Origin of the sequence: Bacillus sp. FSL P2-0099 (genome assembly GCF_038007445.1) — a bacterium.
GTDB classification, from domain to species: domain Bacteria; phylum Bacillota; class Bacilli; order Bacillales; family Bacillaceae_G; genus Bacillus_A; species Bacillus_A mycoides.
In genome coordinates this window covers 4,417,883-4,444,225 of record NZ_JBBOXE010000001.1, presented here as the reverse complement: position 1 = coordinate 4,444,225, position 26,343 = coordinate 4,417,883, and the positions used below count along the sequence as shown (strand labels likewise).

At 38.1% G+C, this 26,343-nt stretch carries 30 protein-coding genes and 2 tRNA genes; 28 read left to right on the top strand and 4 right to left on the bottom strand.

Annotation, left to right across the window (positions count from 1 at the left end):
* Positions 1-88: 88 nt before the first annotated feature.
* The gene (locus tag MKY90_RS22985) at positions 89-1,054 is read right to left on the bottom strand and encodes a DMT family transporter (RefSeq protein ID WP_002129291.1); all 966 of its coding nucleotides are present in this window, start codon (positions 1,052-1,054) and stop codon (positions 89-91) included.
* Positions 1,055-1,155: 101 nt separating this feature from the next.
* On the opposite strand from MKY90_RS22985, the gene MKY90_RS22980 reads away from it, so the two are divergent.
* Complete coding sequence (locus MKY90_RS22980) at positions 1,156-1,728, top strand: helix-turn-helix domain-containing protein (RefSeq protein ID WP_002034214.1); 573 nt, start codon at positions 1,156-1,158, stop codon at positions 1,726-1,728.
* A 70-nt stretch (positions 1,729-1,798) separates the two neighbouring features.
* Here the strand turns inward: MKY90_RS22980 and MKY90_RS22975 are convergent, their stop codons facing one another.
* On the bottom strand, positions 1,799-1,984 hold the full coding sequence (locus MKY90_RS22975) for a PspC domain-containing protein (RefSeq protein WP_002129290.1): 186 nt from the start codon (positions 1,982-1,984) through the stop codon (positions 1,799-1,801).
* Positions 1,985-2,197: 213 nt separating this feature from the next.
* On the opposite strand from MKY90_RS22975, the gene MKY90_RS22970 reads away from it, so the two are divergent.
* The 17 genes from MKY90_RS22970 to MKY90_RS22890 all read left to right on the top strand — a co-directional run bounded on the left by MKY90_RS22970 (position 2,198) and on the right by MKY90_RS22890 (position 15,521).
* Entirely contained in the window at positions 2,198-3,439 is a 1,242-nt protein-coding gene (locus MKY90_RS22970; RefSeq protein ID WP_215563652.1) for an amidohydrolase family protein, read from the top strand.
* A 112-nt stretch (positions 3,440-3,551) separates the two neighbouring features.
* A complete protein-coding gene (locus MKY90_RS22965) occupies positions 3,552-4,847 on the top strand; it encodes a purine/pyrimidine permease (protein ID WP_002167618.1) in 1,296 nt (431 codons plus the stop codon).
* A gap of 165 nt (positions 4,848-5,012) precedes the next feature.
* Positions 5,013-5,237: a spore germination transcription factor GerE gene (gene gerE, locus MKY90_RS22960; RefSeq protein WP_000659484.1), complete on the top strand. Its 225-nt coding sequence runs from the start codon at positions 5,013-5,015 to the stop codon at positions 5,235-5,237.
* A gap of 107 nt (positions 5,238-5,344) precedes the next feature.
* The gene (locus MKY90_RS22955) at positions 5,345-7,090 is read left to right on the top strand and encodes an MFS transporter (protein ID WP_144513180.1); all 1,746 of its coding nucleotides are present in this window, start codon (positions 5,345-5,347) and stop codon (positions 7,088-7,090) included.
* Between the two features lie 360 nt (positions 7,091-7,450).
* Positions 7,451-8,263, top strand: a complete 813-nt coding sequence (gene racE / locus MKY90_RS22950; RefSeq protein ID WP_341092631.1) for a glutamate racemase — start codon at positions 7,451-7,453, stop codon at positions 8,261-8,263.
* A 130-nt stretch (positions 8,264-8,393) separates the two neighbouring features.
* Positions 8,394-9,443 carry a GerMN domain-containing protein gene (locus MKY90_RS22945; RefSeq protein WP_002129281.1) on the top strand — a complete coding sequence of 350 codons (1,050 nt, stop codon included), beginning with the start codon at positions 8,394-8,396 and terminating at the stop codon, positions 9,441-9,443.
* A 131-nt stretch (positions 9,444-9,574) separates the two neighbouring features.
* Positions 9,575-10,312, top strand: a complete 738-nt coding sequence (rph, locus tag MKY90_RS22940; RefSeq protein WP_002015340.1) for a ribonuclease PH — start codon at positions 9,575-9,577, stop codon at positions 10,310-10,312.
* An 11-nt stretch (positions 10,313-10,323) separates the two neighbouring features.
* Entirely contained in the window at positions 10,324-10,932 is a 609-nt protein-coding gene (locus MKY90_RS22935; protein ID WP_002143277.1) for an XTP/dITP diphosphatase, read from the top strand.
* Between the two features lie 13 nt (positions 10,933-10,945).
* Positions 10,946-11,449: a metallophosphoesterase gene (locus MKY90_RS22930; protein ID WP_002129278.1), complete on the top strand. Its 504-nt coding sequence runs from the start codon at positions 10,946-10,948 to the stop codon at positions 11,447-11,449.
* 108 nt (positions 11,450-11,557) lie between these two features.
* A tRNA-Gly gene (locus MKY90_RS22925) sits at positions 11,558-11,631 on the top strand.
* Between the two features lies 1 nt (position 11,632).
* Positions 11,633-11,706, top strand: a tRNA-Arg gene (locus MKY90_RS22920).
* Positions 11,707-11,817: 111 nt separating this feature from the next.
* Positions 11,818-12,816 (top strand): tyrosine-type recombinase/integrase, encoded by a 999-nt coding sequence (locus MKY90_RS22915; protein WP_341092628.1) that lies wholly within the window; start codon positions 11,818-11,820, stop codon positions 12,814-12,816.
* Between the two features lie 135 nt (positions 12,817-12,951).
* Positions 12,952-13,113, top strand: a complete 162-nt coding sequence (locus tag MKY90_RS22910; RefSeq protein WP_341092626.1) for a hypothetical protein — start codon at positions 12,952-12,954, stop codon at positions 13,111-13,113.
* Positions 13,114-13,519: 406 nt separating this feature from the next.
* Positions 13,520-14,203, top strand: a complete 684-nt coding sequence (locus MKY90_RS22905) for a hypothetical protein (protein WP_341092624.1) — start codon at positions 13,520-13,522, stop codon at positions 14,201-14,203.
* Positions 14,200-14,400 (top strand): hypothetical protein, encoded by a 201-nt coding sequence (locus MKY90_RS22900; RefSeq protein WP_341092622.1) that lies wholly within the window; start codon positions 14,200-14,202, stop codon positions 14,398-14,400. The genes MKY90_RS22905 and MKY90_RS22900 overlap by 4 nt, the downstream gene beginning before the upstream one ends.
* A 30-nt stretch (positions 14,401-14,430) precedes the next feature.
* Positions 14,431-14,619 carry a hypothetical protein gene (locus MKY90_RS22895; protein WP_341092620.1) on the top strand — a complete coding sequence of 63 codons (189 nt, stop codon included), beginning with the start codon at positions 14,431-14,433 and terminating at the stop codon, positions 14,617-14,619.
* A gap of 737 nt (positions 14,620-15,356) precedes the next feature.
* A complete protein-coding gene (locus MKY90_RS22890) occupies positions 15,357-15,521 on the top strand; it encodes a hypothetical protein (RefSeq protein ID WP_158319937.1) in 165 nt (54 codons plus the stop codon).
* A 1,606-nt stretch (positions 15,522-17,127) separates the two neighbouring features.
* Here the strand turns inward: MKY90_RS22890 and MKY90_RS22885 are convergent.
* Positions 17,128-17,340: a DNA-binding protein gene (locus MKY90_RS22885; protein WP_341092616.1), complete on the bottom strand. Its 213-nt coding sequence runs from the start codon at positions 17,338-17,340 to the stop codon at positions 17,128-17,130.
* Between the two features lie 872 nt (positions 17,341-18,212).
* A complete protein-coding gene (locus tag MKY90_RS22880) occupies positions 18,213-18,794 on the bottom strand; it encodes a recombinase family protein (protein ID WP_341092615.1) in 582 nt (193 codons plus the stop codon).
* Between the two features lie 116 nt (positions 18,795-18,910).
* Between MKY90_RS22880 and MKY90_RS22875 the strand changes: the two genes are divergently transcribed.
* The 10 genes from MKY90_RS22875 (at position 18,911) to MKY90_RS22830 (ending at position 26,182) form a co-directional block, all read left to right on the top strand.
* Positions 18,911-19,129 (top strand): hypothetical protein, encoded by a 219-nt coding sequence (locus MKY90_RS22875; protein WP_341092614.1) that lies wholly within the window; start codon positions 18,911-18,913, stop codon positions 19,127-19,129.
* Between the two features lie 1,559 nt (positions 19,130-20,688).
* Entirely contained in the window at positions 20,689-21,351 is a 663-nt protein-coding gene (locus tag MKY90_RS22870) for a helix-turn-helix domain-containing protein (protein WP_341092611.1), read from the top strand.
* 12 nt (positions 21,352-21,363) lie between these two features.
* A complete protein-coding gene (locus tag MKY90_RS22865; protein WP_341092608.1) occupies positions 21,364-21,687 on the top strand; it encodes a hypothetical protein in 324 nt (107 codons plus the stop codon).
* Between the two features lie 168 nt (positions 21,688-21,855).
* On the top strand, positions 21,856-22,713 hold the full coding sequence (locus MKY90_RS22860; RefSeq protein ID WP_341092605.1) for a phage antirepressor KilAC domain-containing protein: 858 nt from the start codon (positions 21,856-21,858) through the stop codon (positions 22,711-22,713).
* 600 nt (positions 22,714-23,313) lie between these two features.
* Positions 23,314-23,565: a helix-turn-helix domain-containing protein gene (locus MKY90_RS22855; RefSeq protein WP_341092603.1), complete on the top strand. Its 252-nt coding sequence runs from the start codon at positions 23,314-23,316 to the stop codon at positions 23,563-23,565.
* A 220-nt stretch (positions 23,566-23,785) separates the two neighbouring features.
* Positions 23,786-24,586, top strand: coding sequence for a hypothetical protein (locus tag MKY90_RS22850; RefSeq protein ID WP_341092601.1), 801 nt, complete (start codon positions 23,786-23,788; stop codon positions 24,584-24,586).
* A 74-nt stretch (positions 24,587-24,660) separates the two neighbouring features.
* Positions 24,661-24,822, top strand: a complete 162-nt coding sequence (locus tag MKY90_RS22845) for a hypothetical protein (RefSeq protein WP_021727674.1) — start codon at positions 24,661-24,663, stop codon at positions 24,820-24,822.
* A 59-nt stretch (positions 24,823-24,881) separates the two neighbouring features.
* Positions 24,882-25,133 carry a hypothetical protein gene (locus tag MKY90_RS22840; RefSeq protein ID WP_341092598.1) on the top strand — a complete coding sequence of 84 codons (252 nt, stop codon included), beginning with the start codon at positions 24,882-24,884 and terminating at the stop codon, positions 25,131-25,133.
* Between the two features lie 31 nt (positions 25,134-25,164).
* A complete protein-coding gene (locus tag MKY90_RS22835) occupies positions 25,165-25,398 on the top strand; it encodes a hypothetical protein (protein WP_341092596.1) in 234 nt (77 codons plus the stop codon).
* Between the two features lie 358 nt (positions 25,399-25,756).
* Positions 25,757-26,182 (top strand): CopG family transcriptional regulator, encoded by a 426-nt coding sequence (locus MKY90_RS22830; RefSeq protein ID WP_341092594.1) that lies wholly within the window; start codon positions 25,757-25,759, stop codon positions 26,180-26,182.
* Positions 26,183-26,343: the final 161 nt, after the last annotated feature.

Sequence of the window (26,343 nt, the reverse complement as noted above, 5' to 3'; positions counted from 1 at the left end):
AACAGCTAATGAAATACTATTCTGATAAGGCGAAATAGGGAGATAATAAAAATAGATATGGTTCTATGAAGAAGAACCATATCTATTTTTATGCTGATTTTTTTTGTTTAATGACTGGAACAGAACGGTTTAAAACACTATTTACGATCATTCCTAGCATGATAATAATCATCCCAATCAGTGACAGCCCGCTAGGGAATGAACCATTTAAGAAAATAATCTCACCAAGCACAGTGAAGACCATCGTTCCAGCTTGTGTTGCTTCAACAGCTCCAAGTAAAGCAAGATTGTCTTTTGCTAAGTCAGTAGCAAAGAAAAATGTCATCGTCGCAATAACTCCGGAACATAATGCTAACAAAAATCCTTGCATCATTTGACTTGATGATGGAATACCGGTAGTGGAAAATCCGTATATACCAAGTAGGATTGTAATAGGGAGACTTCCGATTGCCATTCCTAATACACGTTGGAATGTATCAAGACGCCCGCCAACAAGTTCCATCATTTTTCGGTTACCGAACGGATATAAGAAAGCCGCTAATACGACAGGTAAAAATCCCGAGATGAACTGAGTCATTGTAATATGACCCGCTGCAGTCGCTTGCATACAAATTACACCAAGTAAAATAAATAATGCTACATATAAACTGCGAAGTGGAATTTTTCCACGTACAAGTTTTGTACCTGATTTCGTTTCTATTTTAACGAAAAATAATGGTGATAGTAGTAAACCTGCTAATATCGTAACTTGCCAAGTTCCAGCAACGAGCCAAGCTGGAGAAAAAACAGCTGCGAAACTTAATAAAGAATAGAAGCCGATGCCAGCGACCGAGCCCCACCCGATCCATACAAATGGATGTTTTTTTAATTCTGCCCATAAAGCTCCTAAGTTTTTGCGAAATAAAACGATAAGGAATAAAATAGGGAGAGCAAATAGAAAACGGAAGGAAGCAGTCCAAGCCCAGCTTGTTCCAGATACATTCATTGCTCTGTTAATAATAAAGGTTGCAGAAAAAAAGGCCGATGATAAAAGACCTAGTAATATTGCGCGCATGAAGTATGGCACTCCTTTCGGAATTGAGTATTTATGTATAGTATAATATACTTAAAGTTAATAAAAGTAAACTATTTTATATTTTAAGGTGGTTTTTATATATGAAAGAAAATGAAGATATGCAAACGAAAGAAGTAATTCAGCAAGTAGGTCAGCTATTAAGACAAATTCGAAATGAACAAAAATTAAGTTTAGAAGAATTAGCCCAAAAAACAGGGGTTAGTAAATTAACATTAGGGAAAATTGAGAGAGGCGAAACGAATCCAACGTTAGCTGTTATTTGGAAAATAACGAAAGGGTTATCGATTCCTTTATCGAGATTAATGGTTGTTGGAGAACCTGTAGCTGTTGCGCGCTGCGGAGAAGGATTTGCAGTAGATGTAGGACAAGCATGGCATTTAGAAACGATGTTCCGTTACACGAAAGAAACAGGGATGGAAATGCACCGTGCTTGTTTAAGAGCGAATAGTATATATGAACCGGAAGCTCATCATGAAGGAGCAATTGAGCTTGTAACAGTAATGAAAGGGAAAGTTTCTATTCAAGTTGAGAATGACGTATATGTGCTAAATGAGTTTGACTCCATTCAGTTTGAAGCTAATAAGAAACATAGTTATAAAAATGAAGAGGATGAAGTAGCGGTATTACATTTAACGATGAAATATTCTTCATGAAAAAATCCCCTATAGAAAAATCTATAGGGGATTTTTTATACGCTATGCTCAAATATATGAAAGAATGTTATTAGTAAGAGCGTGGCATAAGTAATAAACAAATAAAATAAACTAAAAACCCCGTCCCAAAACATAAAATAGCAATGACCCAAAGTATGCGAATGAGAGTAGAGCTAATATCAAAATATTCTCCTAAACCACCGCATATACCAAATAACATTTTATCAGTTTCGGATTTATATAACCTCTTCGACATATTATGATCCTCTCCTTTTTATATCACCGCTGTTATGTATGAGTGATACAGTGTACTTTTATTCTATATGGAAATTTATGAGAAGACCATTAGGTTATATTACATTTTTTTGTGAAAGGACAATACAGTGGATTAATTGTCTTAATTTTCAGTTGGTATTAAAATGAAAATGAGGGTGTGACGTATTTTCTAATATAAGGTGGGGAAATGGTAATGACATTATATTGGTTGACTAATGTAAAGCTTGAAACAGGTTATACATATGAAGAAGCGAAAATTTCACAAACGGAAACTGAGATATGCAGTCTTCTTATTGAAGATGGGCGAATTAAAAGAATTATAGCGGGAATCGCCCAAGAGGAAGGAACGTTAACTTTTGATGCTAATCGTTTATTAGTTTTACCAGCTTTTGAAGAGATGCATATTCATATTGATAAAACATATTATAGTGGGCCTTGGAAAGCTTGTATGCCAGCAGAAAATATTTTTACACGTTTTAATGAAGAAAAAACGATTTTACCAAAGCAATTAGCAACTGCTCAAGACAGGGCGGAAAATATGCTAGAGTTATTGCTTCGAAATGGCGCAACAAATATTAGAACGCATTGTAATGTGGATCCGGTTATTGGACTTCGTAATTTAGAGGCAACGTTAGCGGCTTTAGGAACATATAAAGATCGGTTGTCTGGTAGAATAGTTGCATTTCCGCAACATGGATTATTGCGAAGTAATTCTATGCAACTTGTGAAAGATGCGATGCGTATGGGCGCACAATTAGTTGGCGGAGTGGACCCAGCTACAGTAGATAATGATATTGAAAAATCATTACATACGATTATGGACATTGCGGTAGAATTTAATGCGGATGTTGATATTCATTTGCACGATGCGAATAATCTTGGAACGTTTACAATGAAGAGATTAGCAAGTCTAACGGAAGAAGCAGGATGGCAAGGTCGTGTAACAATTAGTCATGCGCTTGGACTTGGTGGTGTTACTGATAAAGAAGCTGAAGAAGTGGCAGAAAGACTAGCAGCATTAAAGATTGATATCACTTCAACCGTTCCAATCGGTAAACAAGTAATCCCAATTCCATTATTAGATCGAAAAGGAGTTAAAGTTTCATTAGGAAATGATAGTATTACAGATCATTGGTCTCCGTTCGGCACAGGTGATATGCTTCAAAAGGCAAATCGATTGGCAGAACGATTTGGTTGGAGTGATGAAAGGTCTTTAGGGAAAGCTCTTCGTTTTATTACTGGAGGGAAAGAAATGTTAAATAATGAAGGAAAACGAGTGTGGCCGAATGTAGGGGATGAGGCAAGTTTTGTTTTAACGAATGCAACATGCGCCGCGGAAGCAGTGGCTCGTCAAACAGAGAAGCGTGTAGTTATGTATAAAGGGAATGTTGTTATAGGGGATTTAGATCAAGTGAAATCTGATAATCTTGTATAGAGGAATCGTTTAGATGTTTTTAGAAGGGTTCTAATTGTGAAAATAGAACCCTTCTTTTTTATTTAGTAGAAACAGGGAAGTACTATACTTCCTTATAAGGAAGCAAGAAGGGATGAAAAGTTTGGACAATCAACATAATCAAAATCATATTATGGGAACTTTGCAATGGTTTATTTTTTTATTAGCAAACTCAATCGCGCTACCAATTGTCGTTGGCGGATTATTTCATCTTACGACGGAAGAAGTATTTTATTTAATGCAGCGTACGTTTTTCGTAGTTGGTATATCTTCTTTTTTACAAGGATGGCTTGGACATAAGCTTCCGATTGCGGATGGACCAGCTGGATCTTGGGTTGGTGTATTTACCGTGCTTGCTTATGCAACTGTAGGGCAGGATCAATTACATAGTACATTGCAAATTTTAGAATTAGGAATGATGGTTGCGGGAGTTGTTTTAATAGGGCTAGGAGTAACGGGAGTTATCGGGCGTATTTTATTTTTATTTACGCCGCTCGTGACAGGGACGTTCTTACTTTTATTATGTTTACAATTAAGTGGTGTATTTTTAAAAGGAATGCTAGGAATTACAGCTACTGTTTCTCAAATTGATGGATTTACAGCATTAATTGCTTTTGGCATATTTTTATTCGTAGTCATACTCTCCAACTTCGGAAAAGGGTTTGTTAAAAGTTATGCGGTTTTAATAGGGTTAATTAGTGGCTGGATTATTTTTCTCATTGCAGGAAAAGTGACGATCCCATCTCAAGTAACTCATTTTGTGCAACTTCCACATATATTCGCGTGGGGAATTCCAAAATGGAATACAGGTATGGCTGTATCAAGTTTCGTTATGGTATGTATTTTAGTTTCAAATACAGTGGCAGCTATTATAGCAATTAATCAAGCTACCATTCATAAAGCGACTATTGAACAAAAACAGTTGAAGGATGGAACGTGGGTTGGAGGGATTTCACATATCATTTCCTCTGTATTTTCAACTGTAGGTGTCGTTCCGTTACCAGCAACGGCAGGGTTTATACGCTTAACAAAACAAAAATATATACGATCGTTCTTAATGGCATGTGCGTTACTAGTCGTAATGTCTCTTTTTCCAAGTATCATTCGTTACTTAGCGTCTTTACCATCCGCTGTCGCATCAGCCGTTTTAATGGCTTCGTTCGTACAGTTAATTGGAATTGGATTTAATAATATAAAACAAGTGCCAATCAGCGAAAGGAATGTAACGATTTTAGGAGTTGCTATATTATTTGGAAGTGGTGTTATGTTTTTACCGTCTGGAGCACTCCAATCCTTGCCGTCTGTGATGCAATATATATTCGGAAATGGTTTGTTCGTAGGTACAGTTGTCAGCATATTACTAGAACAAATATGGCGTACTGAAAAGTAAGTGGATAAAAAGAGTGTACGCACTGTATAAAAGTCTAAAATAACATAAGAAATAAAGCCCATTTTCATTCACCACCTGCACATTTCGTTCATACAATATCTTGACTAAATAAACACCCAACTTACACATATACAGCTCTGGCTTAAGCAAGGAGGGTTATACCAGTTGAAGGAAAAAGCGTATCAATCTAAACCGTTACTCACAAAGAGAGAAAGAGAAGTATTTGAATTACTGGTTCAAGATAAAACGACGAAGGAAATTGCAGGTGAACTGTTTATAAGTGAAAAAACAGTACGTAATCACATCTCAAACGCAATGCAAAAGCTAGGGGTTAAAGGACGTTCACAAGCAGTTGTTGAGCTTCTTCGTATGGGAGAGCTCGAACTATAAGAAAGCAGCCGACTTTTATACAAAAGGTCGGCTATTTTTCTGTTTGTTTCATGCTCCATATGAATGATAAGAATGTTTCATACATAAATAGGTAGTAAGGAGGGGATATGTTGAAAAGGGTATTATTAGTTTCAACAAGCGCTCATGATTTGAATGGACACCCGACTGGTTTGTGGCTGGAAGAGCTCGCAGCTCCTTATCATTTATTTAAAAAAGCTAAGTTCGATGTTGATATTGTGTCGATAAAAGGCGGGAGAGTACCAATTGATAGAGTGTCTATTCCGAATGGCATACCTCGTGAATTTAAGCATGTCGCTTCTTTATTGCAAAATACGAGGGCGATTTCAACTGTTCACTCTTCAGAGTATGATGCGGTATTATTTTGTGGTGGGCACGGGGCGATTGTAGATTTTCCAGGTAATCCATATGTAGCAAATTTAATTGAGAATATGTACAATAATAACCGGATCGTAGCGGCTGTTTGTCACGGGGTAAGTTCTTTAGTTGGTGTGAAAAATAAAGATGGCTCGTTTTTTGTTGCCGGTAAGCGTATAACAGGTTATACAAACGATGAAGAAAAAGCTGTACATTTAGAAAATCGAGTTCCGTTTTTGCTAGAAAGTAAGTTGAAAGAAGAAGGGGCTTTATTTTATGTAGCACCTAATTTCACGCCGCATGTTGTAGTAGGTTATTCCTTAGTTGTCGGTATTGGTTCGATGATATATGGGAAGTTGGCTGATCGTTATAGCGTAAAAAAACTATTGATTATTTCAATTATCATATTTGTAGCGGGTTCTATTATTGGATTTATGAATCAATCTTATGCGATTACCATTCTTGCAAGATTAGTGCAGGCGAGTGGGGGCGCGGCGTTTATTGCGCTTAGTATGATTGCAGTGGCAAAATTAGTTGCTCCTGCTAAGAAGCCTGGTGCATTAGCGATGATTAGTTCTTCTATTGCATTAGCAATAGGCATTGGTCCTTTAGTTGGTGGGGCTATTACAAATACATTAGGGTGGCCATATTTATTTTTATTTATGGTTATTTCAGTAGTTGGGATTTTCTTGCTTATAAAATTTATGCCAGAAGAAGCGCAGCATACGGATGAAGCGTTTCATTTTGATTACATTGGAGCGGCGTTATTATTTGCATTCATTACGACTGTTTTATTAGGTGTCAATATTAATAGTTGGCTATTTGTGTTATCGGTAGCTTTCTTATTTTTATTCACGGTTCGTATGAAGAACGCGGAGCATCCATTTATTGATATTGAGTTATTTTCGAACAAACCATTTCTTCGTTTAATAGCGGTCGGGTTTATAATTAATGTGGCGTTATGTGCTAGTCTATTATTATTGCCATCACTGTTAGGAAGAGTGCACGGATTGTCGCCATTCGTTATCGGAATTGCATTGTTTGTTGCATCACTCTTTGGTATTGTATCTAGTTTTATTACGGGGAAGATTGTCCCTTCGTTTGGAAATGTGAATATGATTTATGTAGCGTCTGTCATTATGATCGTTGGCTTTTTAATTTTAGGGCTTATTCCGAACGGGAACTTAATCATTATTTTAGTGGCGGTTATTTTAACATTTATGAGTTATTCAGCTATTCAAGTATCATTAAACACATTTATACCGAAAACATTACATCCAGCTAAAGTTGGAGTCGGTCTTGGTTTATATAATTTAATTAACTTTTTCGGTATGGCATTTGGACCAGCTGTAGCGAGCAAAGTTATGGAATCTACAAATAGTTATCGTTTGAATTTTATTTTAATCATCATTTTAATTTCTGCTCATTTCTTCTTATTAATAGGAATGTCTTCTTTCCAAAAAAAGATGGAGCAATAAAGTGAAACTTTAATTAGTGGGGGGCATCCCCCACTAATTATTAGCCTACACCAATCGGACTTTTACGGGCAGCCCGATCCCCCATATAACTTCTTTGCTTTCGCTGAATTTTGAGGTGGGGGTCTTACTGCCTGGCAAATAGCGGGGTAAATACGCAATTTATATAGAAGAAACCGACTTTCATATAGAAGGTCGGTTATTTTTCTGTCTTGCAAATTATGAAAAAAAGGAGCAAAATAAAAAAGGTCCTAATCTATATAGGTACAAATGAAAATTTTTATACAGGGGCACTTTAAGTTAGCGAACTTAAAGTGTGTAAAATATACTGATAAACATAAAAGATGATGAATGAGAAAACGGGTGATTAAGTTGAATAGAGCGATCGGTGTTATTGATTCAGGAGTGGGCGGTTTAACAGTAGCGAAGGAATTAATTCGTCAGTTGCCGAAAGAGCGTATTATATATTTAGGGGATACAGCACGTTGCCCTTATGGTCCGCGTTCTCGTGAAGAAGTGTGTCAATTTACGTGGGAAATGACGGAGCATTTATTAGATTTAAATATCAAAATGTTAGTTATTGCGTGTAATACAGCAACTGCGGTTGTATTAGAAGAAATGCAGAAACAATTACCAATTCCAGTAGTTGGAGTTATTCATCCAGGATCACGTACAGCTTTAAAAGTGACAAATACGTATCATGTTGGGATTATTGGAACGATTGGAACAGTAAAAAGTGGCGCCTATGAAGAGGCGCTAAAGTCTATTAATAACCGTGTTATGGTAGAAAGTTTAGCGTGCCCACCTTTCGTTGAGCTTGTAGAGAGTGGGAATTTCGAAAGTGAAATGGCGTATGAAGTTGTAAGAGAAACATTGCAACCGTTGAAAAGTACTGACATTGATACGCTTATTCTAGGATGTACACATTATCCGATTTTAGGTCCTGTTATTAAAAAGGTAATGGGGGATCAAGTACAATTAATTAGTTCGGGTGATGAAACAGCGCGTGAGGTAAGCACGATTTTATACCATAGTAAGATGCTAAATGAGGGAGAAGAACAAAGTGATCATCTCTTCTTAACGACTGGTAAAATAGGCCTGTTTAAAGAAATTGCATCAAAGTGGTTCGGTCAGCCGATTGAAAATGTGAAGCATATCAATTTAGAAACAGAATAATAGTAGATTCATATAAGAGAACTCCTGAGAAATCAGGGGTTTTTTCTGTATAAGTAGCCATAGCTTGTTCTAAAACATGAAACAGCTCGTATACATAATAGTACAAACTTAGATTTTAGGGGGGAATGGCATGCCTAAATCCACTTTTAAATGGGTTGTTGGTGCTACTGTGAGTGCGATTTTATTATCAGGGTGTGGCTTGTTAAATCAAGAGAAAGCGACAGAACAAATTGATCCGCCAAAAAAAGTTACGTATACAGAAGGTGAAAAGAAAGAAACTGCTAAAAAAGATAAACAAGGGCAAACAGTAAATAGAGAGTTATACCTCGTTGATAAAAATGGATATGTCGTACCGCAAACTATTGCAATGCCTACTCCGAAAGCGAATGAAGTTGTACAGCAAACGTTAGAGTATCTTGTGAAAGATGGACCAGTTACAAATTTATTGCCAAATGGATTTCGAGCAGTCCTTCCAGCGAATACGACGATGACCTTGAATTTGAAAAAAGGCGGGACAGCAGTAATTGATTTCTCTAAAGAAATGAAAAATTATTCAAAAGAAGAAGAACGTCAAATTGTTGAATCAGTAGCGTGGACTTTGACTCAATTTACAGAAATAAAACAAGTGCAGTTCCAAATAAATGGTGAAAAGTTAGTGAAGATGCCTGTTGCGGGTACACCGCTTGGTGAAGGTGTAAGTCGTGCGAATGGAATTAACTTTGATGATGAACAAGTAGCAGATGTGACGCATACAAAACCGGTTACACTTTACTTTATGGCGCAAAATAATAATAAGCAGCAATATTACGTACCGGTAACAAGGCGCGTTGCAGAAGGAAAAGAAAATGATTACTCGGCAATTGTGGATGAGCTTGTAAAAGGTCCGATTCAAGGGTCGCTACTAAATGATTTTAATCCAGGAGCTAAGCTTATTACGAATCCAAAAGTGGAGAACGGAAATATTACATTAAACTTTAATGAAAATATATTTGTGAACCCAGACAAAAACATGATTTCAAATTATGTGTTGAAATCGTTAGTCTTATCTTTAACGGAAAAACAAGGTGTGAAAAATGTTTCTATTGAAGTGAATGGGAAAGCAAATCTTATGGATGAGAAAGGTGAAAAGTTAATAAAACCTGTTGATCGTCCACAAAACGTGAATACAGGTAGTTTTTAATCGCGAATAATTTGATATACTTATGTAAGAAAGGGGAATTGCTTTTTGAGTTCCCCTTCTTTTATTGTTATACATATCGTACATTTAAATTTGGCTATACTAATGAGAGTATTTATGAGGGGGTTATTTTTATGCGAGTAGATGGTAGAGGAAAAGCAGAGCTACGCCATATACATATTCATACAAATTATTTAAAACATCCAGAGGGATCAGTACTAATCGAAGTTGGGGATACAAAGGTAATTTGTTCAGCGACAATTGAAGAGCGTGTACCGCCGTTTATGCGCGGAGAAGGAAAAGGCTGGGTAACAGCAGAATACTCAATGATTCCACGTGCGACAGAGCAACGTACAATCAGGGAGTCAAGTAAAGGGAAAGTAACAGGGCGTACAATGGAAATCCAGCGTTTAATTGGACGAGCATTACGTGCGGTTGTTGATTTAGAAGCGCTTGGCGAAAGAACGGTTTGGATTGACTGTGATGTAATTCAAGCGGATGGCGGAACGAGAACAGCTTCTATTACAGGTGCTTATGTAGCGATGGTATTAGCTTTTGAAAAATTATTGCAAGCAGAAAAAGTATCTAAAATTCCGGTGAAAGATTATTTAGCGGCAACGTCAGTAGGTGTTGTTGAAGAACAAGGTGTTGTTTTAGATTTAAATTATGCTGAAGATTCTAAAGCAGACGTTGATATGAACGTTATTATGACTGGAAAAGGTCAGTTTGTTGAAGTGCAAGGAACTGGAGAAGAAGCGACGTTTAGCAGAGCTGAATTAAATGAATTACTTGATGCTGCTGAACAAGGGATTTTCCAACTTGTTGAAAAGCAAAAAGAAGCGCTAGGTGACATCGTATCTCATATAGAGTAGAGGTGGAAAATATGAAGCAAGTTGTTGTAGCGACGAAAAATCTTGGGAAAGTACGTGAGTTTGCTGAGTTATTTGAGAGATTTGACTTAGAAGTGAAATCTTTACACGATTTTCCTCATATTGAAGAAGTCGAAGAAACTGGTGAAACATTTGAAGAAAACGCAATTTTGAAAGCGGACAGTCTTAGTAGACAGTTGAATTCCATCGTAATTGCGGATGACTCAGGTCTTATTGTAGATGCCTTAAACGGGAAACCAGGTGTATATTCAGCTCGTTTTGCTGGAGAGCCGAAAGATGACCAAGCGAATATCGATAAAGTGTTGCAAGAGTTAACTGACATCGATTTAGAAAAACGTACAGCTCGTTTTTACTGTGCACTAGCGGTTGCTTTCCCTGAGGCAGATAAAGAGCCGGTTATTGTAAACGGAACGTGTGAAGGGAAAATCTTAGAACAGCGCCGCGGGGAAAATGGTTTTGGATACGATCCGATTTTTTATGTAGAAGAATATAAAAAGGCAATGGCGGAACTAAGCTCAGATGAGAAAAATGCCATTAGCCACCGCGGACGCGCTCTTCGTAAATTAGAAGAGAAAATCCCGGAATGGTTTTTAGAAGAATAAGGGAGAGAGATTGATGAAAGCTTTAATCGTAAGCGATAGTCATAGCTCTGTGAAGGAATTACAGCAGTTAAAAGAGAAATATGAAGGGAAAGTAGATGTCATGATTCATTGTGGTGATTCAGAGCTAACGCCTGCTCACGAAGAGCTACAAGGTTTCCAAGTTGTAAAAGGAAATTGTGATTATGCTAACTTTCAAGATGAAATTGTAACCGATGTAGATGGAATTCGTTTCTTAGTTGTACACGGTCATCGTCATGATGTGAAAATGACGTTACAAACGTTAGCGTATCATGCAGAAGAAGTAGGAGCACAAGTAGCGTGCTTTGGACATTCTCATGTATTAGGGGCAGAATTACTTGATGGGATTTTATTTATTAATCCAGGAAGTATTTTGCTCCCGCGCTCTCGTGTGGAAAAGACATTCGCTTTATTAGAAATGGATGAAAATCATATAGAAGTTCGTTTTGAAACATTAGATGGACAGCTGGTGGAACAAGCAATTTTTAAAAGAGGATAAGAAAAATTATCCTCTTTTAAAAAAGTGTTGACTTTATAAGTAGTTATGAATATAATAAATATTGTCGATAGGGCAACGGCGCTAACGAAGAAAAATAAAATAACATATGCGGGTGTAGTTTAGTGGTAAAACAAGAGCCTTCCAAGCTCTGGTCGAGAGTTCGATTCTCTTCACCCGCTCCATGTCCCAGTAGCTCAGCCGGATAGAGCATACGCCTTCTAAGCGTACGGTCGGGAGTTCGAATCTCTCCTGGGACGCTAAAAAAACCTTTTGCGGTGACGTCAAAGTCCGCAATATATAAGCTCTCTAATTCGTAAGTTGAATCGTACAATGTGCGGTCGCTAACGAGTTAGGGGGCTTATTTTTTTATGTCTAAAAGACGTGATTCTTTAACGATTAGTGAGGATTTATCGAATGTTTTTGGCGATAGATTGAAAAGCGATCAGCGAAAGAAAGAGACCGCAGAAAATCGTTATACGTTCAATTTAACAATCGACAAAGCGCTCGAGATAATTGTACGTCAAATGAAAGCGACAGGCTTACGCGAGCGTACGATAAACGATTATTACATACACGTTAGTCATTTTGCGAAAATAACAGACACGCATTATATAGAAGAGTTGAACGTTAATCATATTTACGAGTGGTTGTCGTCTATGAATGTTAGTAATCAAACGAAATTAACCCGTTTGAAGTGTCTAAAGGCATTTCTAGGACGTTGCCATGATAACGGCTGGATTGATATTAACTTTTGGCGCAATGTGAAGATTAAAGTGGATACGCCTGTTAAAGAAGGTGCGACTGATAGAGAAATTAATATTCTGTTATCTGTACTCGACTTAACACGCTTCTTAGATTTGCGAGATGCTACTGCAATTCTCATAATGTATCAGACTGGAATACGAGTCGGCACATTGGCGCAACTAGAACATAAGCACGTCGATTTAGATGCGAAAGTATTAAATGTTGATGGTGGAATTATTAAGAATCATGAATCGATATATCTACCGTTTGATGACGTTCTTGCACGGTTAATAAGCGTTCTTATGAAACAAAACAAAATTATTCGAAGGGAATATAACGTAAAAAATGATTATCTTTTTATTACGAAGAGTGGTGGAAGTGTCCTCACGAGTCCGACGAATAACATCATAACAAAACGAATGACTAAACATGCGAAGGAATACGGACTTAAAAACATTAATCCACACGCTATACGAAGAGGGTTTGCGAAGAATCTTTTAAAGAAAGGCGCAAATGTTGCGTTAATATCTAAAGCGTTAGGACATAGTGATATATCTGTTACAACACGTTATCTACATTTAGATAAGAATGAAGTGGCGGAAAGTCTGAGGAATTTCTTATAAATAAAAAGTCCCCAGCGCCAACTGGAGACTCAAAACTATACACATCGAAACTAAATAACGGACAAGCCGTATCAGTCCGACCATCTACTTTGCATTTTATCGAAAAAATTCGGAAATTGCAAGGTGTCTTTAGTAATGTCTTTTTTAGGTACTGATGCGGTAAGTCAAAAAAAGCGGAAGCCGTACCGCTATAAAAACGTAAAAGGTGAGCGAGAGCCGACGCAAATAAATCAGCGCTATACAACCAACATGTATCCCCTTCCGCATGCGTATAGGCTAGGTGATTGCGACCATTAACGGCAAGGAGTGGCAATACGTTGTTCTAAGGAACAGGGTGTATTATCGGGCTTAATCGTAAGATTGGGCGCATATTGGGACGTATGGATATGAGATAGTGTGTGCGAAAGTGCAGGGACGGAAGGGGCGTTACTACGATACACTACAAGCGATCCGACGCTAGTAAAACGCCTTACCCCTTATTTGCATAGAACTATGAAATTATGACGAAGTTTAAAACGTTTCGTTAATTTTTTATCTATGCGAATAGGGGTGAAAACTGCGCCCAACTCAATCTATCTTCGCTCACCTCGGCTAGTCGCCGTCCACCAATCGTCAATAGCATAAATTCGATATTGAATGCCACTAGCGGAAGTGAGTTGAATATCGGAGGATACAGGTGTTATAAGAGGTGGAAGACTTACGTATGGAAAGCAGACTTACTATAAGACGATACGCAAATAAAGACGAGGACATAAACGAAACATTAAATAGAATAGCGATACTAGCTAAAGAAGAAGTGGAAGATTATTACACTGGAATATGCGATAATAAGTATACAGAAAAAATTGAAGCGCATTACATACCGTTGATTGAACGCTTAGCTAAAGATAACTGGTATAAGATAAATAACGAGGTACATTTTATTGATGATTGTTTTCGGAGAATAAGGTATGCGATTAGAACGTTTGATATAAATAAGGGCGATTTCGATAAGAGGGTTAAGTGTTTTATTTATCAAGCTTTACGTAAATATTGCGGAGAAAGAGGAAAAGGAAGAACGGTACTAAAACTTATAAGTGATATAAACGTACTTGAAACACTAGAGGGTTGTGCAGAAACTGCGGAAGAGAAAGCGATCTGCAATATAATGACTAACCGAGATACTTACGAAAAGCTATATGAAAACATATGCAAGAAGAAAATAGATTTCATTGTACTAGATACTATGATACATACGGCAGAGAATAACGACGAGGTTACAGAGGTTGCGATTTCTAGAGCATTATCGAAGAAGACGGGGCGATCATTTAATTCCGCTAGAAGTACGGTGAGAGGATTTAAGCAGAGAATCCGAAAAAGAAATATTAGAAAGGAAGGCAGAGCGTGAAGGATAGAAAGAAAGAGAAAAATACAAGGGCGAATCTTTTAATAGTTGCATTTGTATTGCTGGTTGTTACAAAGATAATAGGAAACGCCATTATAGGTGGACTAGCAGTAGTGTTTGCAATGGCAGTAGTCGCATCGGTTATTACTGCTAGAATTGGAGAGTTTATACGGAAGAGGAAGGAAGATGAGGACGTATAAAGGTTCGGAGAAAGACGGAGGAATTATACTATGAAAAATAAGCGCAAAGAAACGTTATTCATTGTATTCACATTTTTATTTATGACTGTAGCGAAAGCATTCGGTAATCTATACGTAGCAGCTTTCGGCGTAATCTTTGGGTTATCCGTAGGTTTGGCGTTTGTTACTGCGATGATTGGCGATTTTATACGCAAGAGGAGAGAAGAGGAGGACGTATAAAGAGGTTGCTATTAAAATGAGTTATAGCCGAAATCTAAGAGTATTTTTATCAAAAATGAAAACTAATGTATCAAAATTTGAGTTATCTGGAACATATAAAGGTGTAGGGGGGAAATTTTACTGTAGCTGAAGAAAGGGGGTTTTAGGATAGTTGAAAAATGTTAAAATTAAAAAGAGAGATGGCTGGTGCGGTAATCATTAAAGTAGAAAAATAGGATTGGTAAAAGCTTTTTAGGAAGAGTTACGATAGGTGCTATAAAATAAAAAATTAAGCATTTATTAAAAGAAGGTATTTACTATTTATGGATATACCCGTATGAGTTTCTTTTTCTTGGTATGTCATTAATTTTCTTACTGGCTGATTAATAGTATCGGAGAGATATCTTCCTCAAGTATTTACCGTTTTATGACAAAAAAATAGAGTTAACTTTTATTGGAATAAGGTTAATTTTATTAACAACTTTTTTGACAAGTACTTTATTGACATGAGTTTTAGAATGTTGTTTCATAGTCATTGTATTGAAAAAAATCGACTGTTGTGTCGAAAAGTAAAATTTAAAAAAAGAAAGAATTTATACATATATCTTGTGTCTTATTTTGAAACATAATACAATATATATTGAAAACAGCAAGAATTTACATAATATGAATTGGTATCAAAAAGTAACTCTAGCACACTATTGTAGATTTTGTGGTTTTTCATCTCTCTTTCCATTTTTGGGAGAGGAGGTGATATTATGTTCGGAATGTTAGGTACAGTATTTTTGATTGGGTTCGCAAAAGGCTTAGTTAGTGTTGTTGGGGTCAAAATGGGAACGGTAGTTGGAAATTACCTATATAAAAAAGCGAAAATCATCCTATTCCCTGAGAAAGATAAGGATGATTCCCGCAATGAAAAATAACATATTGATGATTTAACCACACCATCTATTCACCACAAATAGTGATGGGTTATTGAAGACAGGAGCCTGAGAAACTTCTGTCTTTATTAGTTTACGTATATTGTTAACTCTTTTATACAGAAACCTTCCGTTTTTTGTTTACAAAATATCTGAATTTTGATAACATGGGAAAGTCGCAATTTTTTAGGAGTTAACTATCTGTTTACATTATAACATGATTTATTAGTAAAAATGCAAGCAAAAAAGTCTCTTTGAGGGTAACATGATTTATTAGTGAAAATGTAAGAAACATTAAAGTTGTTGGCTTAACTTAATCCCCAACGCAGAATAGACCTTGAATGTTAATACGTTTAACTGAAGTCCTATATTATCTTTAAATAAAAGTGTATCTGGAAGATATGATAAAATAGTATCAAGAAAATTTATCCAATAAATGACGAGGGTGCTACGGGGGAGAATCATGGAAACCGACGATACCACCAGCCACATTATAAAAGAATACATCGTATTAAATGGCGCTAGGACTAACCACCTTAGCGTCTTTTTTTATGACTTCGTATATGTATAATTTTTATATGATAAGCAATGCAATTACGTATGCTTATCGTTGAGGTGTCGTACACAAATCGACTGTACACTAGTTGGTAATATTGCGCATGATATAATGTCTTATCCATGTTAGCCTGTAGCGTGAATTCTTCGTTAATATCCGCAGTATTAACGTCTGTCTTCGTCTTCTTATCGAAATTTAACTGTTGTATATGAACATATTTGCTATCACGTAATAACATACGTACTTGTGGCGTTGCCTGTTTCGGATATGATCGCCAATTTTATATGAAACAGAAAAGAAGTACGTGAGTAATTGTAACAGAACGTAGGTGACGCAAACAGAACGATAGCCACGGCAATTGCGTCGGCGCATGTGCAATGTTAGTTGTTGTTAAGTTGTTGTTATTTAAATGTTTTGTATTGAAATGTTGCTTATAGCAACGTTATAATAGAAATAGTTGTACTGGAATCAAACTAAAATCCGAATTAAATCGGAACTTAATCAGATTTTATTCAGAACTTAGTCAGAATAAAATCAGACTAGAAGAATAGTTATTACTATTTAAAGGAATACTATACAAAGAAAAAAGCCTTTTAGTGCGCTAACACTGAAAGACTTTCAATAAAAATATTACTTTTTGCCTTTGCTCATGTTAATCATTCCCATAACGACCATGAGTAAGGAACAAACCGCAGTAACGGTGATAGCATCCATGTATGTATTCACCACCTTACGAAGCTTGTCGTACTACCAATACGACGGGCTTTTTTCGTATATTCGTATTATAACCCAACTTGGTTATAGATTCCAAAAGTTATTTTCTATACAAAAAACTAAATCTTTATTTTGAAACTAATAGGAACAAGCCTAAAGTAATCATGAACTACTATGCTTTGAGGTATGCGAAACTGTATAATAATTTCCTAACACTTCTAAGCGAAGCGGTACGCATTAATTTGCGCCCACTTCGTTTTTTGTTATATTGTTTAGTAATGTATCTCGCCATTCTTTCTATACATTACTAATAATTAGGCGATATGCACAAACTGCTTTTTATTTTCTCATTTTTGCCTTCCTTACTAAAATATCCTGTTTATAGAATAATCTATCGCGTGTTGTCTCTTTAATCGGTATTAGCTTTTCCTCTTTTATCAACTTGTTTAAATACTGTCTCGAACACCCGAGAATATCCAAAGCTTCCGAGGAATTCAAAATTTCATCTTGTATGAATTTTGTTAGTTGTTCTTTTGTTTCAAAATTAAACATTATTCTTCTCCTTTATATACAAGGTAGTTATATTAACCAACATTAAAAATAAAGCTATTCCAGTAAAAATAATGTAGATATAACTCCCCGTATCTAGATTGTTATAATCAAGGGTTGTTAAAACAAAAATTAAAAATAAAGCAACAGGGACATTTGTCCAGATGAATTTTTTCATAATTAGTATGAATGTGTTATAATCTTAGGCATAGGAGAGGCTTCTCTCTCCCTGTGGTTACTTTGAGTCGTCTTCTTGGTGGGAGCGACTCTTTTCTCTTTAACCTTGTAGTATGTATCTACACTGTTTTCACTTAGTGATGATAATTGACTCAAGGTTGCTATTACAGCACCTAAGACTATCCACAAATTCATGTTTTCACCTCTTTTTCTTTATAATCTCATTATACAATATAGTTGACATGAGGCAATTGATTCGTATGCATTTTCCTTAAATTGATTAAAAACACAAGTAGCGAAAATCCATTTCTCTTAAAAGACTACTAAATAACTGATAAAAGGGTGCTAGGGTGATTAGTCTATTTACTATTTTCGACCTTTCCCGCATCTGTGTCGTACCTCTGTTTATTTATATTCCATACTGTATAAATCGGATGTTAATATTAATGTAAACTCACGTAATATTGCTGATAAAACGTTGAATCCCTTGCGAGAGTAAGGTTTACGGTGGTTTAAGTGTAACGGTGGCGGTTACAACGATTTGCAAAATAAGCGATGTCACGGGGGGGAATGTCATCAGATTGGTGTGTGTGTGTAGCGCTGTGAATGACGGCTATACACCTGCTGAGGGATAGGAAGAGCGTCGACTTCGGAACTCAGGGGGTGAAGAAATCAGCGCATAATAAAAAGACACCGACCTATTCTGCCGATGCTTCTTGCTGGTCACGTTGTTTTCTAGCGAATCGTTGTAGCGTACTCATGCTAATACCCGTTGCGTCCGATAGCTGGCGGAATGAGTAGCCCATTTTCTCTTTCATACGCATAGCTTCGACTAGTTTTTTATCTGAATGTGACTTCGGGCGACCTTCCTTGTAATTCGGATTCTGTCTAGCTACTATTTTACCTTCCTGCGTTCTTTCTAAGATTAGGTTACGCTCCATTTCTGCGACTGCTAATAACGTTTGTAAGAAGAAACGCCCCATTGTCGTATCTTCTAGTAGTCCTACGTTGAGAACGTGAACCCTTATACCTCTCTTGAATAGCGCTTCAATTATCTCGATACCTTCCTTTGTATTACGTGCAAGGCGATCTAGCTTTGTTACTGTCAGTGTATCTCCTTCGCTTAATATTGCGAGTACTTTCGATAGTTCGGGGCGGTCTGTCGTCGTTCCCGTGAACTTTTCCGAATAAATGACATCGCACCCTTCTGCTTTTAACGTTTGTAATTGTGATTCTAAATCTTGAGTTACCGTTGAGACGCGAGCGTATCCATATTTCATAATTAATCCGTCCTTTCTGTGTCACCGTTTTTGACATAAAGTTATGACATAACAAGATGATGCTATACTACTACACTTTAAAATCTATGTCAAATCTCGAGAGTTATGACATAAGTGTGGTGACATATGACATCGCATCTATTGACCAAGGCGCTACTATATCCACGGATAGCCCGCCATATGTTTCGTATTTACCAAGTGCTGACATCCTTCGACCAACAGGCGGATACGTATTACCAACAGCCCGCACCATATTACCAATAGCTCACTACCTAATCCGTACACCACGGCATGCCTATGCCATCATACAAGGCGTATACATAGTCGTTACATAACTCGTAATACATTAAAGTATCCATTCGTCTTAACTACTCGGAGACTAAGCGTATGAAGACGAGAGTTCATAGGGATACAGGCGATCATAAGCCAACGCACCATACATCGCAGTAGCTACACTATGTCACATGGTAACAGCGTGAGAGTATTGTGAGTAGCGAGTGGAAAGCGTGAACTGATTCGTTGTTCATTTTGTTTATTATCTGCGATGAAAAGATATTGAAAGTCTTGCAACTTCTTCAGTTGTTCTTCTTCTGATTGTTTTCGATTCAATTGCGATTGTGTTCGTGATTCATTTCGATTGTAATTCAATTCGGATGTTCTTCGCAGTAAATTCGATTCAGTTTCGTTTGTGATTGCGAATTGATTTCGATTGAATTGTTTCTTTGTATTAATTTCGCTTTCTTTTTTGATTGAGAAATCTTTGTGAAGTATTTAAAGGCTCACTTTGGTGCGCTGATGAACGAGAACGAAGTAAGAACCGAAGCCAAGTCGTCTTCCCAATCTCGAAAAATGCCCGACCTCCCAACTAGGGGGTCAAATCCCCGTCAGCAACGGTTCTCAGAAAATCCGCACCATTTTTGACTCAGGGTGTTTGACGCACCTACTAACGAAGTCCTTTCTGAAGATTTCATGTAATCCGTGCCATTCCCTTCCGAAGTCCTTTGCGATTCCCTGTCGCATCTACCCAAGGCAGTCTTTATACGAAATAGTACGCTTCCCATAAAATTTCTGCGCTGAATTTCTAACTCAGGGGGTTTATATCGTCCTCCTGACGTCCTCATCACGCTCTCCTTACGATTATCAATTGTAACTGAATGACAGCGGAACAGGTTACAAGTAAATCTGAGAATCCTCACGTGTATTCTGAGCGTGTTTATTATGGTTATTTCGCATAATGACACCAATAAACGACCTCACTAGCGCCTATCTCTTCGTACGAGTCAAAACATTACGCTCTATTGCGTAGCCGTATCGCCCTTATGTACATGTAGGTATCACCGCAATATCGAAAAAGTATATTCGAGTTTGTCAATGTAATACCCGATAACGGTTTTATTCGTGCCTATGTTTTTAGAACGTGTGAACCGATTCGCAATGTTATCGGCGTTTATGTACGTGTGACCGAAAAGGGTGTACATGTAGCGCCAATAACTACGTAAGGGGATGAGGGAAACGAGGTATATCGTATTAACCTTTTTAGCGAGTGTCACGCCCCTATATAAACGTAAGCGACGCAATACACTACGTCGTCAATTACTATCACTGAGTGGGCGCTTTTCCCGTTGCCCTTCCCTCTTTCTATTCCATTAGTAATGCGTGCCGATCTTTTAACTAAGTAAGTACGTTATTACTATTATTGCGTTAGCTTTAGCTACGCTCTTACGAAGTAAGACGATATATTCTCTAGTTACATAAATATCGTTATATAAATCTAGTTTAACCAGAAGAATACTGCCGAGAGTTGAGCGATATTCCGCCGAGAGTTTGGCGATATAATGCCACAAGCGAAATTCTGCCCAACTCTAGCAATAAAAAGAAAGTGAGATGGTCATTAATGGTAGAAGAAACAACGAAGCAAGAAGAACGAGAAGTATCAATCGAAGCAATAACGCAAACAATCGAGGCACTAAAGGACGACAAGCCGCTATTAAATACAGACGTCGAAACACTCGCCGTAGGTTTAAAGAATCGCCCTGTATTCGATAAGTCACTGGACAATCCCGACAAGAAGCCCGAATTAATGTTTATTAAGATGCCGACATATCTACGAAACTACGTGTATATGCAAGATTACGGGATAAATGATAGTGCGTTGATGCTATATCAAATTATTGTCGATAAATTCAATAGAGATACAAAGAAGGCGTACCCCTCTCAATACAAGCTAGCGCTAGAGACGGGGAAAAGTGTACGAACGATTAATCAAAACTTAAAAGCGCTCGCTAGTGTTGGTTTAATCGAAATTAATCGTACGGGCATACGTCAAAATAACGAATACAAGCCAAAGTTACCGCTAGACCTAGACGAGTTGCTACAAAGATTTCCTAAAGCCCGTCTACGCTATTTAAAGCACACGCTAGCGGTCGAGAAACTTCGAAGAAGAGACGTCGAAAAGCGAAATGAATTACTATCAAGAATCGTAAAAAACGGCGGGAAACCAGCCAGCGCAACGAAGCAAGGCGGAATGCAAACGGACTACGACGATATTACGTTCTAAGGGGCGATCCATATGCGAAAAGAAATAACAAGTACGTATGGTTTCATAGAAATACCCGCAAGCGCTACGAGATATCTAGACCTTCCCGAGAGTGTGAAAGCCGAACTCTATGCGAAGAAAAGAAGGCGAAGGCGTCGCAGGAAACCTACGAGAAGTACCGCAGAAACGTCGCAAGATGGCGTTAATATATTCGAAGGAAATAACGAAGTAAAAACGAAGAGGAGGCAAACTGAAGCGCCAAAACAAGCTGGGAGAGAGCGTAGTACAAGGCGAAATAAGATGCCCAAACTAGTAATAACGTTCAATGGCGGGAAACCGCTGGAAGACGATGAGTAAGCGATTATAAAACGACTAAATTAAAGGAGAGGTTAAAAGATGAAACTAGAACTAGTAATCAATGAGGATGTAGTGCAAGGAACGGTTAACGAAGTGGAATTAATCGAATCAAAGGCGCAACGTGACGAACTGGCGGGGCGCATTGAGGTACTAGAGAAGGTCAAAGAGTTGCTACTACTTCCCGAAATGGAGTTCGCTACAACTCGTCAGATTGCGGACTATTACGAAGTACCAGTTAAAACGATACAGACAATTTACGCCCGTCATACGAGGGAAATACACGAAGATGGATACAGGACGGTAACGGGTAGGGAATTAGTGGAGAATTTAGCCACCCTCACAATGAATACGGCTAAAATCGAGCAGAAGCGAGGACAAATAATAGTAGAAACCGAAGGTCAACGAATCCAGTTATCGTATACGAAAATCGGTCTATATCCGAAACGTGCTATTTTACGGGTAGGCATGTTATTGCGTGATAGCGAGGTTGCTAGGACAGTCCGCACCCAATTATTAAATATAGAAGAAAATACGAGAGCGTCGGCGAAGGTGGTTGCGATTAATAGCGAACTGGCGGAACTACGAGCGAAGGCGGAGCAATACGACCGTTTAACGGCTGGAATGTCGGTAGGACACGTCGAAACGATGGGGCAACTACTAGACACGTTAAATCAAAAGCTAGTAGAAGCAGAAGGGAAGGCGGAAAAGCTAGAAACCCATATCGAAACCCAGCGAACGTATATCAATGAAGAATCGCTACTATGCTTTACTGATTTCGGTACATTCTACCTAAACGGTGCTACGGCGCATCAGGTTCGTACGTGGTTACAAGAGGTCAATGTATTGAAACTGGCGAAGCGTAATAACCGTTGGCAACCGTATAAGGACTATGCGCCATGTTTCGGACTGGGACAGACGAATAAGAATGGCTACATTAAATATGATACGAGAATCAAGCCGAAAGGCATCGATATATTACTACGTAAATTAGATTCGCACCCGATTGCGACGCAGTTTATCGACTAATCGGAAGCTGCCTTCATTATTTCGGGAGCTAAAATCACGAGGGAAAAGGTCACATTCTAATAAAATCCGACGACGACGGTAGGTTGCGCCAATTACTACGAAGCGGAAATATAATTTCACGTATCATAAATAAATTTTAAAAAATATTACGCCGAGTATACAAGAAACGTAGCGCTAGCCGATCCTATAGACGAAGGAGTAAATACTAGTTCCTGCACCCGTTACCGCTGGGGCGTCGGTAAAACGTCCCGCTCTTTTGTTTTGAAAATAATCTATTAAATTAATAGAACATATACAAATTACATGCCATTAGAAGGATATATATAACAGAGGGGAATAACACAGTTTATGTAGTAGACTCGCACAACTCTCCTTTCATTAGTTTAGTTAGCTACGATGGTGTCATTAAGTCATAGCGAGTCTATTGCATGTTTTATAAAAGTAACTTTGAGCGGTAGCATCGTGCCAACTATCGCTATATAAAATCTTCATTCGAGATTGCGCAAACGTCGATGTGTATTCATTCGCACAAGCGACAACAGGCGGGTTCAAGTCCCGCTTTTATTTACAATCAAACTATTAAAATAAGGGGGTTTCATTATGAATCCAAATATCCTAAAAATGTTCATGGAACTAGCGGGCGTGAGTCAGCAACAACTATCGCAATTGCTCGGCGTTCATCAAACGACTGTAAGCGCATGGCTAGTCGAAAGGCATAGGATGCCGAAGCCACACACCGACAAACTAACGAGAATCATCGGAGAGCATAACGTTTTCCTACTCGAAGTCCATAACGGAAGTATGCAAGTAATCACCAAGGACTTAAAAAGACGACTGAAAGGGCGTGTATAAATGGCGCATTACGCGAAACAAAATGCCAGGGATGAAGCGCAGCAAGAAAGATCGGCGGGGAAAATATTCCGAAGCACGTTCAAAATGCTACACAAAAAGGTTGCGAGTTTTATCAACTACCTAACGGTATAAACATACCAGCGGGCTTTATTAATCAAGTTATTGACGGCGTAATGTCGTTCATATAAACCAAAATAAACTAACTAACGGGGGAATTCAAATGACTAAAACTATCAACAACAAACTAATGGTATCAGAAATCAAAGAAAGACTATTAGATGCGAGAGAAGTACGCAACTCGCTTACTGGACATATGGCTCATGAGGTAATGCCGCGAGTACGAAGCATACGCTATAAAATCGGAAAAGATGCGAATTTAACGACTAAAGGACAGGCGGAGAAAAAAGATAAATTCACTAAGCAACAAGAAGTGAAACTATTTAGCGAAATCTCAGAAGCTAAAGAAACGTATACATCACTATTACAGGACGCAAAGGCATCGGCTGAAGCAATCCTAATCAAAGACATCGAGCAACCCGATGAAACTAGTCAGAAACTATTCGACATGCAAAAGAATAAGCTACAATCGGCGGTGTTATTCGCACCTACAACTGGCGAGAAAATCAAGGCGTTAACAGAATTCGCACAACTAGGCGAAACAGGACAAGCCTATGCACAACAAATTCAAGGTGATTTCCTTGCGATGTCACAACAAGCGATGGTAAACGCATCGAGACCCGAAGACCGCTCGGAACTAACTCACACACTAGGACGACTAAACACGAAACTAGAAGCGAATGCATTTAGTGAAGACCAAAAAGAAGCGAGTAGCCTACTAGAGTCGATTCAAGGTCATCTTGCGATGGAATTCGTTAACACGGCAGTACTAGGTGACGCATTAATGGAAATCAGCAAAGAAACACGAAAATACGCTAACAACATCGAAGGCTATGTATCAGCCCACGCCGACCGAGTAGAGGAATACGAGCAAGCGCAACGCTTCGGTCAAATCATCAAGTAACAAGCGAGAAGGGGACGTTATGCCCTCGACTCTTACAATATAAAAAATATAAACATATCGGAGGAAACAAAACTATGAAAACTATCATCGAAATCGAAGCAACAAAAGGCGAGCAAATCAATCACGACAACATTAAGCGTCAAATGTACGCACTAAACGAGAAGTACGGTAATGATATTACGGTTAAATTCTCGGCGAGTGGTACGGCAAACGAAGTCGTAGTTAATGCGAAATAACAAACGTAACGGGGCGGACGATATCGCCCCGCCTATTCTACTAATCGGAGGGAAACGGAATGAGTAAAAGAAAAGGCGAAGCAATTCTACATAATCTCGACCAACTAACGAAATCAGATAAAGAAGACGTAAACACAATGCTACGAGTAGGAATGCATTTGCACGGGCGTGACGGATTCAATTTAGTACGTTGCGTAGAGTCTAACGAGTGGCAAATAGTAAAGAAAGTCAATCGAGGGAACGCAGGAGTTGACGCCTACGAGCGAAGCAAGTGCGGGTATACGAGTGACGAATTGTTTTACGCAAACTAAAAAGGATCGCTGGAAGAAAGGGAGAGATAATATGAACGGAATAACGAAAACAACGCTAGAATTAAGTAATGCGGTGGTTGTCGAGGATATCGGCAAAGCATTACGAAGTAGAATAGAGTTAATACCACAAGCATACGTAGAAATGGTGAGAATCACAAAAGAGGACGACGGCGCAACGCTTTCGGATATGGTACTAATGGATGCGATTTGGCGTGTGCGAGAGTTAGAAAAGCAAGTTAAACAACTAAGCGAAGGGGATGGATAATATGAAGAAACAAGATGTGCAAAAGATCGCGCAAGAACTGGCGAGAATGGAACGACAAAAATTAAGAGTGAGGGGGCAATGGTAGCAGGGATATGCGAGAGGGTTTCGGCTCGCTCTTTTATTTTTATTTAATATATACGAAAAGCACGATGCTGAGAGACGCAATTCTAGAAGATTAGATTTAATGTGATGAACAAATTATGTGCTTATATGCGTTCTATTTCAATTTAATTAGATTAAGGGAACGGGAGATTTGTTACATTTTTTTATTGTTATGTGCTATATTTAGAAGTGAAAATTTAATTATTCGAATAATATGAAAATTACGCAACCTGCGTAATAGAAGGAGTCACACATTATGAAGATTGGAGATTTAATAAATTCTCTTAAAGTAAATAATGCTAAGGAAGTAGGGAAAGAAATTGGTGTATGTGATAAAAGATTGTTAAAGGGATTGAAAAATGCGGGGTATGAATATAGTCGAAAAAGTGGTAGGGGCTGGTATTTTGCGGGTATAGGTGAACCGCCTTTAAAAGCGGATATCCGAGAATTTATAACAGGAACTGACGATGCGCAGGTGGGAAATGCAGATAATACTCTTACGAAAAAAGAGGTAAGTGAGCTACGGAAAATGCAACAAAAGGAAAAGGTTAGTAGGACGGTGTATCTCGGCAAGGAGACATGTTCGGAATTAGGTATAGCCGAAGATGTGCTTCGAATCAATCGTGATGATATTATAGAGATTGCGCTTTGTGAGTTCTTTGAGAAATATAAGGCGCAGTAGTGGCGAGAGGGACGCGGGTTTTGTATCTACGTCTTTTTTTCGTTTATAAACGTGGGAAGATACGCTGAGATTTGCATTCTAAGGCGATTATCTTTTCCTTCGTGGGGATAGTTTATCATCTAAATGCGTCAGAATCACGCATAGGGAAATTGGTAGAATAA

Bases quoted from the DNA above. Each gene is read 5' to 3' on its own strand.
- MKY90_RS22845 (WP_021727674.1), top strand. From the start codon at position 24,661: ATGAAAACTATCATCGAAATCGAAGCAACAAAAGGCGAGCAAATCAAT.
- MKY90_RS22985 (WP_002129291.1), bottom strand. From the start codon at position 1,054: ATGCGCGCAATATTACTAGGTCTTTTATCATCGGCCTTTTTTTCTGCA.
- MKY90_RS22935 (WP_002143277.1), top strand. From the start codon at position 10,324: ATGAAGCAAGTTGTTGTAGCGACGAAAAATCTTGGGAAAGTACGTGAG.
- MKY90_RS22865 (WP_341092608.1), top strand. From the start codon at position 21,364: ATGCGAAAAGAAATAACAAGTACGTATGGTTTCATAGAAATACCCGCA.
- MKY90_RS22945 (WP_002129281.1), top strand. From the start codon at position 8,394: ATGCCTAAATCCACTTTTAAATGGGTTGTTGGTGCTACTGTGAGTGCG.
- MKY90_RS22870 (WP_341092611.1), top strand. From the start codon at position 20,689: ATGGTAGAAGAAACAACGAAGCAAGAAGAACGAGAAGTATCAATCGAA.
- MKY90_RS22855 (WP_341092603.1), top strand. From the start codon at position 23,314: ATGAATCCAAATATCCTAAAAATGTTCATGGAACTAGCGGGCGTGAGT.
- MKY90_RS22835 (WP_341092596.1), top strand. From the start codon at position 25,165: ATGAACGGAATAACGAAAACAACGCTAGAATTAAGTAATGCGGTGGTT.
- MKY90_RS22905 (WP_341092624.1), top strand. From the start codon at position 13,520: ATGGAAAGCAGACTTACTATAAGACGATACGCAAATAAAGACGAGGAC.
- rph (WP_002015340.1), top strand. From the start codon at position 9,575: ATGCGAGTAGATGGTAGAGGAAAAGCAGAGCTACGCCATATACATATT.
- MKY90_RS22955 (WP_144513180.1), top strand. From the start codon at position 5,345: ATGTTGAAAAGGGTATTATTAGTTTCAACAAGCGCTCATGATTTGAAT.
- MKY90_RS22880 (WP_341092615.1), bottom strand. From the start codon at position 18,794: ATGAAATATGGATACGCTCGCGTCTCAACGGTAACTCAAGATTTAGAA.
- MKY90_RS22970 (WP_215563652.1), top strand. From the start codon at position 2,198: ATGACATTATATTGGTTGACTAATGTAAAGCTTGAAACAGGTTATACA.
- MKY90_RS22975 (WP_002129290.1), bottom strand. From the start codon at position 1,984: ATGTCGAAGAGGTTATATAAATCCGAAACTGATAAAATGTTATTTGGT.
- MKY90_RS22930 (WP_002129278.1), top strand. From the start codon at position 10,946: ATGAAAGCTTTAATCGTAAGCGATAGTCATAGCTCTGTGAAGGAATTA.
- MKY90_RS22910 (WP_341092626.1), top strand. From the start codon at position 12,952: ATGTCTTTTTTAGGTACTGATGCGGTAAGTCAAAAAAAGCGGAAGCCG.
- MKY90_RS22885 (WP_341092616.1), bottom strand. From the start codon at position 17,340: ATGTTTAATTTTGAAACAAAAGAACAACTAACAAAATTCATACAAGAT.
- MKY90_RS22980 (WP_002034214.1), top strand. From the start codon at position 1,156: ATGAAAGAAAATGAAGATATGCAAACGAAAGAAGTAATTCAGCAAGTA.
- MKY90_RS22965 (WP_002167618.1), top strand. From the start codon at position 3,552: ATGAAAAGTTTGGACAATCAACATAATCAAAATCATATTATGGGAACT.
- MKY90_RS22895 (WP_341092620.1), top strand. From the start codon at position 14,431: ATGAAAAATAAGCGCAAAGAAACGTTATTCATTGTATTCACATTTTTA.
- MKY90_RS22830 (WP_341092594.1), top strand. From the start codon at position 25,757: ATGAAGATTGGAGATTTAATAAATTCTCTTAAAGTAAATAATGCTAAG.
- MKY90_RS22850 (WP_341092601.1), top strand. From the start codon at position 23,786: ATGACTAAAACTATCAACAACAAACTAATGGTATCAGAAATCAAAGAA.
- MKY90_RS22915 (WP_341092628.1), top strand. From the start codon at position 11,818: ATGTCTAAAAGACGTGATTCTTTAACGATTAGTGAGGATTTATCGAAT.
- MKY90_RS22890 (WP_158319937.1), top strand. From the start codon at position 15,357: ATGTTCGGAATGTTAGGTACAGTATTTTTGATTGGGTTCGCAAAAGGC.
- MKY90_RS22840 (WP_341092598.1), top strand. From the start codon at position 24,882: ATGAGTAAAAGAAAAGGCGAAGCAATTCTACATAATCTCGACCAACTA.